8 protein-coding genes and 1 pseudogene are annotated in these 12,723 nt (G+C 42.3%); 3 read left to right on the top strand and 6 right to left on the bottom strand.

What is annotated here, in order from left to right:
* Positions 1–110: 110 nt before the first annotated feature.
* Positions 111–770, bottom strand: a complete 660-nt coding sequence (locus H1A14_RS12890) for a hypothetical protein (RefSeq protein WP_194776678.1) — start codon at positions 768–770, stop codon at positions 111–113.
* A gap of 591 nt (positions 771–1,361) precedes the next feature.
* On the opposite strand from H1A14_RS12890, the gene H1A14_RS12885 reads away from it, so the two are divergent.
* Complete coding sequence (locus tag H1A14_RS12885) at positions 1,362–2,066, top strand: class I SAM-dependent methyltransferase (RefSeq protein ID WP_194776677.1); 705 nt, start codon at positions 1,362–1,364, stop codon at positions 2,064–2,066.
* Positions 2,067–2,265: 199 nt separating this feature from the next.
* The gene (locus H1A14_RS12880) at positions 2,266–3,333 is read left to right on the top strand and encodes a M42 family metallopeptidase (RefSeq protein WP_194776676.1); all 1,068 of its coding nucleotides are present in this window, start codon (positions 2,266–2,268) and stop codon (positions 3,331–3,333) included.
* A 60-nt stretch (positions 3,334–3,393) separates the two neighbouring features.
* Here the strand turns inward: H1A14_RS12880 and H1A14_RS12875 are convergent, their stop codons facing one another.
* Positions 3,394–6,288, bottom strand: a complete 2,895-nt coding sequence (locus tag H1A14_RS12875) for a M16 family metallopeptidase (RefSeq protein ID WP_228527767.1) — start codon at positions 6,286–6,288, stop codon at positions 3,394–3,396.
* 106 nt (positions 6,289–6,394) lie between these two features.
* Between H1A14_RS12875 and H1A14_RS12870 the strand changes: the two genes are divergently transcribed.
* Entirely contained in the window at positions 6,395–7,648 is a 1,254-nt protein-coding gene (locus H1A14_RS12870) for an MFS transporter (RefSeq protein WP_228527766.1), read from the top strand.
* A gap of 114 nt (positions 7,649–7,762) precedes the next feature.
* Here H1A14_RS12870 and H1A14_RS12865 read toward each other — a convergent pair.
* The 4 genes and pseudogenes from H1A14_RS12865 to H1A14_RS12850 all read right to left on the bottom strand — a co-directional run bounded on the left by H1A14_RS12865 (position 7,763) and on the right by H1A14_RS12850 (position 12,619).
* Positions 7,763–8,965: pseudogene (locus H1A14_RS12865) on the bottom strand (MFS transporter).
* Positions 8,966–9,163: 198 nt separating this feature from the next.
* Entirely contained in the window at positions 9,164–9,664 is a 501-nt protein-coding gene (locus H1A14_RS12860; RefSeq protein WP_228527765.1) for a Crp/Fnr family transcriptional regulator, read from the bottom strand.
* 136 nt (positions 9,665–9,800) lie between these two features.
* Entirely contained in the window at positions 9,801–10,574 is a 774-nt protein-coding gene (locus H1A14_RS12855; protein ID WP_194776674.1) for a sulfite exporter TauE/SafE family protein, read from the bottom strand.
* 488 nt (positions 10,575–11,062) lie between these two features.
* A complete protein-coding gene (locus H1A14_RS12850; protein WP_194776673.1) occupies positions 11,063–12,619 on the bottom strand; it encodes a SulP family inorganic anion transporter in 1,557 nt (518 codons plus the stop codon).
* Between the last annotated feature and the right edge of the window lie 104 nt (positions 12,620–12,723).

The raw sequence follows: 12,723 nt of genomic DNA, 5'->3' as shown, positions 1-12,723 counted from the left end.
CGATAAATATACCCGCTAGTCAAGAAAGATTTGCAAAAAGGTCAAAAAAAATTCCCATGGTCACTGACCATGGGAATTGAATCCATTTAAATTTGGTAAGTATCTTTTGCTTAATTCCTTTGGATCACCCCTTCCTCCGCCATTCTATCAATGACCACCTTGGCAAATTCCGCAGAAAATTTTTCTAGAGACCTTGGATTTAGGGTTTTGGACTGGGCAGACCAGACCAATAATTCTGAACCCACATCATACATGTTAATTTCAATAAAATACCTGCGGTCATTGACCATATGGCCCGGAGTCATCATCATGCCATGGTTCATGCCCCAAAATCCTCCAAAATTAGCGCCCATGCCCCAACCCGGTCCCATCATAGGTCCGCCCATCATCATCGGACCACCCATCATTGCTCCTGGAATGTAACGCTGTTCATCCTGTACATCCACCAAAGTCATGGTCAAAATGCCATCGTGTCCATTGCTGCCAATGACCCGCATCATTTCATTTTTGTCCAAATCGGTACTCATCCAAAAATTAGGACGAATGGTGGCATTGCTGGTTTGTGAAGCGACCCCCTTAGTTCTTAACTTTTGTTGCACATCGTCTTCGACAGCCTGTCTTTTTCCGACATCTCCAATGATTGCTGCAACGTAAACGTTGGAATAACCGCCTTGATCCTTGTCAGGACTGGTCCAGGATCGGGTAATTTTGGTAGATGGAGAACAGGAAGCTGCCAAGATGATGATGGCCAAGATCATAGATTTTTTCATATTAAGCTTATTTGTTAAGTACTTTTTATTAGTTGATTTGAAAAAAAGTGGCACTCCTAAACGATATTAAAATTTGGTCCATAAAAATATCAAAAACAGAGAGTATTATCTAAAATATTTGAAAAAGATTGCGAATTCATATTGAATTCATCATTGAAACTTTCAATTTATTTTGATGCTAGCAGTTTAAAAATTTTAAATCTTAAAATGGAACAGGTAGAAACCTTTTTGTGTATTGCCTTGAATTTATTCAAGTTAGTGGGTTGAAAGAGATTTCAATCTTTTGGTTGGTTTGAAAATAGATTTAGCACATATAGTGTATAGTTCAAACGGATTACATACGGAGTTAATACCGATTATATACGGATTTAATAATTTGATATTAAGCTTCCAGTCAAAATAATGATTATGATGTATCTAAAGAAAAGTGCAATTATGCCTAGGCATCCAGCAGGATTTATTAAAATTCAAGGTCAGTAAATTTTGGAAAAGAAAATATTTTAGCTTCCATGTAAATCCATCGCGGTACTACCCGAAATTTACAACCCAATTAGAAATTTATGCTTACTTTATCAACTTAAGAATCATAAAATGAACATTGCATTTCAAATTTTAAATTCTTGGGAAGAAAATGCTGAAGCTTGGATACAGGCTTTGGAAAAATCCGATATACTTTCCAGGAAAATCACCAATCAGGCCATTTTAGTTGCCATACAATCGCATCTTTCAGCTTCAGTGCTAGATCTAGGTTGTGGTGAAGGATGGTTATGCAGGGCTTTGATGGAGTCAGGTTATGATGCTTACGGAGTTGACGCTACGGCAAAACTAATAGAAACAGCCAAAAAGAAAGGCAACAAAGGGTCATTTGCACGCCTTACTTTTCAAGAATTGACCGAATGGTTTCATTCAAAATTGGAATCGGAACTACTTGGAAATCTTGCTAAAAGTCCAAAGGACGGGGCAGTTTTTAATTTTTGTCTATACGAAAAAGAAGGACTTAAAGAACTTCTGATGGCTGCTGCCAAGTTGATAAAACCCAAAGGAAAAATATTGATCCAAACCATCCATCCTTTCACCATGCAATTGTTGGAATTGCCCTACCAAAGCCAATGGATGGAGGATGCCTGGATAGGATTAAAGGGAGAGTTCAGAAATGGGCATCCTTGGTATTTTAGAACGTTTGAAGATTGGATATCCGAGTTTACCACTTCGGGACTCAAGGTAGAAAACATCTATGAACCAACCGCTCCAATGGCCAAAAATCCTTCAAGTGTGATATTTGTTTTAAGTATGTAGTCCTGTATTGTTGGTTGAAAAAGTGAAACTGAGATCGTTATTTTAGACCTGCTCTTCCAAAAACCTTTTGCATGCAAGTACCTAAAACATCATTGAAGAAATTTAAGTTGGTATATTTGAGTTGATTTGTGCTAAACAAACCGGGTCTTTTTCTTACACCATTGACATTTTCCAACATCTTCAAAATTGAATCTACTCTATGAACCAAGAAACAAAATTCCTTTACCAGTATCTAAACAATGCATCTCCAACCGGATTTGAAGCGTCTGGGCAACAGATTTGGCTGGATTACATCAAACCTTTTGTAGACAACTATTTTACAGATAATTATGGAACTGCAGTAGGCGTCATCAATCCCGACGCCCCTTACAAAGTGGTCATCGAAGCCCACGCGGATGAAATCAGCTGGTTTGTGAATTACATCACACCAGAAGGGTACATTTATGTTTGTAGGAATGGAGGATCCGATCACATGATTGCACCCTCCATGCGGGTGAATATCCATACCGATAAAAAAATTGTCCAAGGGGTATTTGGTTGGCCGGCCATTCATGTGCGTGATAAAGCCAAAGAAGAAGCACCAAAACTGGAGAACATCTTTATTGATGTAGGGGCCAGAACCAAAGAAGAAGTGGAAGAGATGGGTATCCATGTGGGTTGCGTAGTGACTTTTCAGGATGAACTCTTGGATCTGAACGGAAAATTTTACTCGGGAAGGGCTTTGGATAACCGAATAGGAGGGTACATGATTGCAGAAGTGGCCAGGCAGCTGAAAGAAGAAAAAGTGGAATTGCCTTTTTGCCTCTACATCGTCAATGCGGTCCAAGAGGAAATCGGCTTGCGCGGCGCGGAAATGATCGCTGCCAAAATTAAACCGAACCTGGCCATCATCACAGACGTCTGTCATGATACCACTGCCCCGATGTACAACAAGATCAATAGTGGCGAACAAATTGCCGGTAAAGGACCTGTGTTAACCTATGGTGCCTCTGTGCACAAAAAACTACTGGATCTGATCATTGAATCTGCCAAGAAGAGAGATATTGCATTTCAGCGGTCTGCAGCTTCCAGGACCACGGGAACCGATACGGATGCCTTCGCCTATTCCAATGAAGGAGTTCCTTCTGCCTTGATTTCTTTGCCGTTGAAGTACATGCACACCACGGTGGAGACTGCAAGTAAAGAGGATATCAATCAGGTAATTGCCCTCATCAAAGGGTTTTTGATTGATTTTCAACCGGATTACGATTTTAAATACATCAGTTGATCCTGCTTATTTCAGGCGGTATTAGATGCGCTAAGGTTTCGGAAGCTGTTGAATTTCCGGCTATTCTTCGCTGAGTTCCCAATGTGCAGGAAACCGCCTGATTTCCAAGAGGTTTTCAGGGATCAATAGGTTCTTCGCTGCTTCTTGAATGCTTTCTGTTGTGACCGCATCGATTCTTTCCCTAGCGCTTAGCAGGGTTTCCAGTGGCCTTTCATTGCTGACAGCTGCGGAAAGTTGTGCGTTCCAAAATTGGTTTCTTTTCAGGTTTTCTTCTAATGCAATCCTTTTCGATTCCCGAACCTTTGCAAGGTCAGCTTCTGTAGGCCCATTTTCTTGGATTTTATGGATTTCAGCCCATGCCGCTGCGATGAGTTTATCCACATTTTCTGGACTGCATGGAAAAGATACCGAAAAGCTGAACCTGTGACTCGGTACAGTTGAGAGGCCTCCTGAAGCACCTACGCCATATACCCCTCCAATTTCTTCCCGTAAGCTTTCTATCAATTTGATGGTGAGAATTTCTCCCAAAAATGAAATGGGTTGCACTTTATTTATATCATAATCTTCATCTCCGGTAAAAAGAAGGATGACTTGACTTTTTTCGTCCGTGCCCACCAAAATGTTTTCTGTCAAACCAACAGGGGGTCTGATTCCTAGGTCCTTGAATGCTGCCTTCTGAGTTGGATCGCCCGGTAAACTCCCCAGATACCTTTCAAATAAGGGTATGGCCGATTCCAGATCTATGTTGCCCGTAAAATTGAATACAAAATCTGCTGCATTGCTGAATCGTTCCCGGTATATTTCAAGGCCTCTGTCTATGTCTATCAATTCTAACTTTTTGGGGTCATAAATACCTTTTCCTCTCACATGATCTTGGCTGATGATTTGATTTAAGGCCATGGAAAATTGGTAATCCGGATTGCTCAGGGCACTTTCCATCTGGCTTTTAGAATTGCTCAGGTAAACTTCAAACAGCTCCTCATCCTTGCGTGGAGCAGTGAAGTAGAGGTGGATCAGTTGAAGGGCCATCTCTAAGTTTTCAGGTGAAGTACTTCCGGAAATGTTTTGCTCGTAAAGCCCTATGTTTGGAGTGACAAAAACGTTTTTGCCCACCAGGATTTTCCGGATATCAGAAGGGGAATAATTTCCAGTTCCCATCACATTGACCATTACTCCTGCATAACTTGCCGAGAAATGGTCCTCATCTGGATAGATGGATGCACCTCCTTTGGCGCTTCCAGAGAAGACAATCTCATCATTTTTAAAATCAGTTGGTTTCAGGTGGATGGTTAGGCCGTTCTCGAAAGTTATGGAAGTGACCTCGATTTCATCATGAAACCTGCTTTCTTGTACCTTGCCGGCAGCAGGCCAATGGTGCATCAGCACATCATCCAGCAATTTATCGGTAAAAGGTTCCAAGCTAATTTCTTTCACCTGGTCCATTAAGGCCAAAATTTCATTTTCACTTGGCAAAAATGGTTTTTCACTTTCGGGAGCAGTGATGATGACCACTCGATTTTCCTCAGTTACCAATTCTTTTCCAAGTTGGTTGATTTCCTCAAGTTGAATATCTGGTATAAGTTGCTCATAGAGCAAATGGCGGTATTTTTCTCCTCCGGCAAAAGTACCGTTGAGAAAATGGGAAACATACCTGCTGACCAAAGATTGGGATTCTGTTTTTTCCATTTCTTTGAAGCCCCTCTCTGCGCTGTTGAGCAGAGCGCGTTGCACCCGTTCCAGTTCGCTAGATGAAAACCCATGTTGCAGCACCCTTTCATTTTCTACCAACAAAGACCTTAAGGCATCCATGGTATTTTGAGTGGATACAGCCCCGAAAGTGGTGTAATAATCCAAGGTTCTGACAAAATTTCCATATCGGGCCCCTGCATATATAAATGGAGCATCGGGTTTTTGCCTAAGGTCATCCAGTCGCTGGGTGAGCATACCCCCATACATGGTCCGGATCAGCCGGTCCCTGTAACTTTTGACCGAATGATCCTTAATGGGTTTATGTTTGTAATATACCTGCACCTGAATACCCGGTGACTCTAGGTCAGTAACTATACTGACAAGTGTTTTTTGGTGCGTTGGAAAGGGGAATTCCTTTCTTTCTCTAGGCTGTTCCGGATTTTCAAGTTCAGCAAAATTCTGAACAACCATATCTTCCAAATCCTCCACCGAAACATTTCCAATGGCAACAATTGCCATGTTGTCGGGTCTATACCATTCCCGGTAAAAACGGCGCAGACTTTCATGATCGAAGTTTCGGATCAAATCCATGTCTCCAATTGGCAATCTTTCTGCATATTGGCTTTGATAAAACAGCTGGGGGAGGTACTCATCGCGCATGCGTTGGTCGGTTCCCTGCCCGGTGCGCCACTCCTCCACAATGATGTCCCTTTCGGCATCTATGTCTTCTGCCAGCATGGAAACCCCAGCTGCCCAATCTCTTAACACCAGAAAACCGGTTTCAATTTTTTCAGGGTTCTCAATTGGGATGGGCAGTTTATAGACTGTTTCATCGAAGCTCGTGTAGGCATTCAGGTCACTGCCAAATTTTACACCAATGGATTGTAGATAGGAAATGAGTTCGTTTTTTTCGAAATGGGTGGAGCCATTGAAGGCCATGTGTTCAGTAAAATGGGCCAGCCCTAACTGGTCTTCATCTTCCAAAACAGAGCCCGCATTGATGACCAACCTGAGTTCCAGTTTATTTTCAGGCTTGGGGTTATGCTGCAGGTAGTAGACAAGACCATTGGCCAACTGTCCAATTTTGACCCGGTCATCTATTGGCAATGGGTCATCTAAGGCAAATTGGCCAAAGACAATAAAGGGATGGTAGAGAGAAAGAAGCAGAAATAGGGTAAAGTATTTTTTCACAGCATGAGCGATTTTCGATGCTTCCAATTTAGGTGCATTATTCCAATTGGCAAAAGAATGCGCAGTTATATCCAAGATGTTGGGATTAATCGTGTTATGCCAATATAGATGGCCTATTTATGTTGTAACTTTGTGATCGATTCTTTTCTTGTAGCCTAACCAAAAATTTTCTACACACGTTTTGAATTACATCCAGTTTTTGCGGCAAAACCGAATCATGGTGCTATTTGGGATCATGATGACTGCTTTGTCCAGTTTTGGGCAGACCTTTTTATTGGCCTTGTATGTGCCTTTTCTGATGGAGGAATTTACCCTTTCCAATGGGTTGATTTCTACCTTCTACGGCGTGGCTACCATTGTCAGTGCGGCTGTTTTGCCAAAATTGGGGAAATTGATTGATACTGTACCATTGAAGCAATTTACCCTTGCTACCACAGCACTATTTGTAATTTCCTTGCTTTTTTTCAGTTTTTCCCAGGCATGGTGGTATGTACCTATTGCTTTTTTTGGGTTGAGGTTAGCGGGTCAGGGGCTTTTTTCGCACATTTCCATCACTTCCATGTCTCGCTATTTTGAGGCAAACAGGGGGAAGGCCATCAGTTTGGCCAGTTTGGGTCACCCCTTAGGGCAGGCCATCCTGCCAGCCTTGATTTTGATTGTGATCGGGAAAATTGGTTGGAGGGAATCACTATGGCTCAATGCAGCACTGGTTTCCGTGATTGTTACCTTATTTACCATTTTTGTCCTTCAGCCTAAACATCTGGTGATGGAAAAAAGTACAAAGCCAGAGGCAGGGGACGGTGGTGGAGGTTTGGATAAGATGAGGCAAAGGGATATCCTGAAATCAAAAGCTTTTTGGTTGCTTGCTCCCAATATTTTTTTCATTCCTTTCGCCATTACGGGTTTGTTTTTTTATCAGTTTCCGATTGTGGAGTTTAAAGGTTGGAATGAAGGGGTGATTGCAGGTGGATTGACAGCCTATGCTTTAGCAAGTTCACTCAGTATCCTTACCTCTGGCCCAATGATAGACAAATATAGTGCGAAGACCTTTTTTCCCTTCTATCTAATACCCTATTTTATGGCGCTTTTGGTTATTTGGTTGGTCCCTCAATCTTGGGGGATGTATTTGTATATGGTGTTGATGGGATTATCGGTCGGGTTTGGAAGCGCTACTGTGGCTGCACTTCAGGTTGAATTTTTCGGCAAGAAATACATTGGGACTGTTCGAAGCCTGTTTACCTCTATCATGGTTTTGAGTTCCGCGGTCGGCCCGGCTTTGTTTGGGGTGATCTTGGATGCTGGACTGGGATTTGATACGGTTTTTCCAGTTACTTTGGTGATGTTGCTATTGGTGATTCTGCAATCATTTAGAGCCATTCCGAGGCATTCCAGAGCCAAATGGAAGTACAAATTCAGGAGATCGAGGAAACAATAGAAAGGGTTTGGGATGAAGGCTGGAATAGGTTTTTTCCTTGACTTAAACATGGAAGTTTAATCCTTCCAAAGCTGGGTAAAATAAAGTTGAAGCAATTTCCAAAACACCCATTGCTCATCCTTTTTTCATCCTCAAAAGGATAACCGCTGCTGATACAATGGTCAGGATGGCGATGGTCGAAATGGATGCCTCAATGCCCAATGCATCAGCTATCAATCCAGTAAGAATGGCGCCAATGGCATACCCCATATCCCTCCAAAGTCTGAAAACTCCTACTGAATTTGCCCTGTCTTTAGGATGTGTGTTTTCTGCCACAGTTGCCAAAAATGTGGGATAAACCATGGCTGTTCCCAATCCCAAAATAGCTGAAAGCACAATGTAATGGATAAGGGATTCTGCCCATGGGAACCATAACAATGCAATGCCTTGCAATGCCATTCCCATGAACAACAGCATTTTTTTGGAATACAGATCAGCCATTTTTCCGGTAAAGAGCTGTCCAAATCCCCATACCGCCGGGTATACAGCCGTCACGACACCGATGGCCTCTAAGGTAAACCCTTTGCTGGCCAACAAAATAGGGAATAAGCCCTAAGCCATACCGTCATTCAGATTGTTGACCAATCCTGCCTGAGTGACAGCACCTAGATTGGGATGTTTCCAGGTGGTTTCCCAGAAGATGTTTTTGAGTATGGGTGTATCCGAAAAACTATTTTCAGCAGCAACATGCTTTCTGGTATCTTTGATCAAGAAAATACTGCCCAACAAACCCAAAACCTCAAGTCCGATTCCAAGAATAAATGGGTAAGGCCTCAAGCCATATTCTGCTGCAATATATCCAGTCAGAAAAGCCACTCCTGCCACCGCCAGATATCCGGCAAATTCATTCAGCCCCATGGCAAAACCCCGTTGCTTTTCGCCAACCAGGTCAATTTTCATCACCACCGTACTGCTCCAGGCCAAACCCTGATTGATTCCCAATAACACATTGGCAGCTACTATCCAGTCCCAAGATGGTGCAAACATCAATACAAAAGGCACAGGAAGACCAAATAGCCAACCGATGACCAGCAGATTTTTCCGACCCAATTTATTGGCAAATGCACCTGCAAAATAATTCGTAATGGCTTTGACAATCCCAAAAACAATGATAAATGAAAGAATAGCAGTCTTGGCAGCAATGGCAAATTCCACCTCTGCAATCTGAGGCAGAATACTCCTTTCCAATCCGACCATGCCCCCCACGAAGGCATTTATGATCACCAAAAGGGTAAATTGCTTCCAGTTTTCTTTTAATCCTAATTCTATTATTTCCATCAATAATAAATCTGAACACAAAATTCAGCATTTGAGAAAGGGAATCCTTTTACATATGTTAAAAAGGACTGGCGACCTTAACTTTTGAGGTCTTTTTTGAGAGCTCGAAGGTTTTTAGTTGGTTATGCGTTTAAAATTCCTACCCCCTGATGAGAATAAAAGACCTTCGGGATTTGTGGAAACCCCAAAGGCCGGGCGTCAATACTTGGCCCTAATTCTACTGAGACTAACCTGAGTAATGCCCAAATAGGAAGCGATATGTTTGAGTGGAACGCGCTGTAAAAGGTCAGGCGAATTTTTAATCAGGTCATTGTACCTTTCCTCGGCGGTATGAAACTGGATGTTTTCTATTCTATGGACAGTTTCCACATAGGCCGCTTCAAAGATTTTTCTGAAAAGCCGCTCAATCTCCGGAAATTGATCATACAGATCAAAAAGTGCAGGGGAAGCGATTCCGATAAATTCCGAATCTTCGAGGGTTTGTATCCCTTTTTTGCTTGGTTTACCTGTAAAAAGACTTTCCACCCTGGCGATCAACGAATTTTCCAAAGCAAATGACTCCGTGATGTCTACCCCTTTTTTGTAGTAATATACCCGGCATAATCCTTTTCTGACAAAGTAAATCGTCCGGCAGGTGTGCCCAATTGATTGCAGGTCTTTGTTTTTGGGGATTTGGACAGTTGAACAAATTGATGCCATCCTATCCTTGGAATCCGAAGATAGGTTTTGAAATGTCTCAAAGTATTGAAAAAGGGGTTGTAAGTTTGTATGAAAAGGAGCCTCAGGATTCATCTTCTCAGTATTTGTTTCTTTTTAAATATACTTCGAAAAAAAATCAAATCCACCCCGCCCCCAAAGCCACCGAAATCACAATCAGCATGATGGCAACAGTGACCTGTAAAAATTTCAAGGTCACTTTTTTCAATAGCTTATTGCCCAAATAAGCCCCTGCTATTGCAGAAAGGGTGGCAATCGTAACAAGTTGGATATTGTCAATGAGGTCCGTTTGGGCAAAGCGGGTCGCGTAGACACTCAATCTGGTAAAATCCACAAAGGTCGACACCACCACAGCTGTTCCTATAAAAGCCTCTTTGGACAATCCGGCCTTGATCAGAAATGCGGAACGCAAAGCGCCTTGATTCCCGGAAAGCCCTCCAAAAAATCCGCTCAAGGCGCCACCTATCGGGAGTTTTTCTTTGCCGAAGGTTAGGTTTTGGAAATAGGGAATCAAATCCATCGATGCAAAAATGATAAGCAAGATCGAAATGATAAATTTCACAGGCTCTACTTCAAAGCTTCTTCCAAACATTTCATAACTGAAGAGTGGCTCTAAATCAGTGATATTCAGCAAGACCCAAGAACCCGCAAATGCAGCAATCACAGCCGGAATCCCAAATCGGATCAAAACCTGCTTGTCCCCATTCCTTCCGACCAGAAAAAGCTTGAAAATATTATTGAAGAAATGCACCACCCCGGTCAGGGCTATGGCCAAGTCTACCGGAAAGAAAATCATAAAAACCGGCGTCAATATCGTCCCCAAGCCAAATCCCGAAAAGAAAGTCAGGATGGCGACCAGGAATGCGGTAAGGGAGATGATGAATATTTCCATAGTAATATGGTTTAACCTTTGGGGTCTTTTTTTGACCCCGAAGGTTTTTTAGATTCCAAATATAATCCAGCAACCGCATCCTTACCCGAACATTACAAGCAAAAATTGAATCGACTGAATATATTTAAAAATATCAACCCAAAAATCCGGATTAAATGTAAAAATATTTGCACAGGTACAAATACAAAAAAGCATAACTACTTGTCATAAATTGAAGATTTATTACAGAAGGCAGGATCATCATAAGAGTGATTGACATTAATTATCTTTCCCGAATTTGTCAACAGCAACCCGGTTCTGAGCAAGAGATGAACAAAAAGTTTATTATTTTTCTTTGATCCGGGAATTTCCTGCTTGGAAAATGCCTTCTGCTTTGCAATCTCATCAAAAGTTACCCCCCTCTTTGTTACAAAACATCTTGAATGTTTCTTTCAAAACCATGATTAGACCACACAGACACTTTTGGTTCTATGTAATCTTTCCAATAATCATCCTATCACTTTATCTTCTTCCAAAATAATCTTAAATGCAGGATCATCATCCGTATAGTTGATATTGATGATTTTTTCTGCTTTTTCCAGGAGGACCCTACTGCTGCTGTTCAGGTGTTTGATATAGACCGTTTTTCCTAACTTGTGATACCTCTCTGTCACTTTGTGGACGGCGTCAATACCCGAATGATCTACAATTCTACTTTCTGCAAAATCAATCACGATTTCCTCAGGGTCATGGATGGGATCAAATTTCTGCCCGAAAGTCATGGCTGATGCAAAGAACAAAGGGCCGAAGATTTCATAATGCTTTACCCCATTTTCATCCATAAATTTCCTTGCCCGGATCATTTTGGCATTTTGCCAGGCAAATACCAATGCGGAAATGATCACCCCAATCAACACTGCTAAGGCAAGATTGTGGAGGAATACTGTCACCAAGGTTACGGTCACCATCACCAATACATCATGGAAAGGGACTTTTCTGAACACTTTCAATGAAGCCCACTCGAATGTGCCAATGGCCACCATAAACATCAGCCCTACCAAGGCGGCCATAGGTACCATTTCTATGTAACTCGATAAGAAAAGGATGAACATCAGCAAGCCCACAGCAGCGACTATACCTGAAAGCCTGTTTCGACCTCCTGCATTTACGTTGATCAAAGACTGCCCGATCATCGCACAACCACCCATACCGCCAAAAAAACCTGTGGTCAGATTGGCCACTCCCTGAGCAACGCACTCTTTGTTTCCATGGCCTCGGGTTTCAGTGATTTCGTCGATCAAGGTCAAAGTCAACAGGCTTTCTATCAAACCTACTCCGGCCATAATGGCCGAATAGGGAAGGATGATCATAAAAGTTTCCCAATTCATTGGAACCATGGGAAGGTGGAATTCCGGCAATCCACCACTGATGGAAGCCAAATCACCGACGGTCCTTGTATCAATACCTCCAAAAATAACGATTAGGGAAATAGTCAGAATAGCTACCAAAGCGGAAGGTACTGCAGTGGTGATTTTTGGCAAGAATTTGATGATCACCATCGTCAGCACAACAAATCCAATCATGATGTAGAGGGGACTTCCTGTCATCCATGCTACACCACCGGCTGCTGTGGTAAATTTAAACTGGTCAAATTGTGCCATGGCAATGACAATAGCCAAGCCATTGACAAAGCCGAACATCACCGGATGCGGTACCAGCCGGATCAATTTGCCCAATTTCAGAACTCCAACCAATATTTGGATCAATCCCATTAGGACCACTGCGGCAAAAAGATATTCTACACCATGAGAGACTACCAAAGCCACAATTACCACGGCAATCGCACCCGTAGCACCTGAAATCATACCCGGCCTTCCTCCTAAAATGGAGGTGATCAGACCAATGATAAAAGCAGTGTACAGACCAACCAAAGGACTTACCCCTGCGATCAAAGAAAAAGCAACCGCTTCAGGCACCAAGGCCAGCGCTACGGTAAGACCCGATAAAACCTCATCCTTTATATTGGCCTGAGTAGGTTTGAACAGCCGGTAAATCATCTGCGTCATAGTACTGTATTTGAATGATAAATGTGTTGATATTGTATTTTCTTTCCGAAAGTGGAAGCAGTTATAGCGCGTTAGGGGAGACGGAAGGCTTAAGTATTATCATT

Origin of the sequence: Pararhodonellum marinum, assembly GCF_015354735.1 — a bacterium.
Lineage (GTDB): Bacteria > Bacteroidota > Bacteroidia > Cytophagales > Cyclobacteriaceae > Pararhodonellum > Pararhodonellum marinum.
Note: the sequence above shows the minus strand (reverse complement) of the source record. Positions and strands in the feature narration are given on the sequence as shown.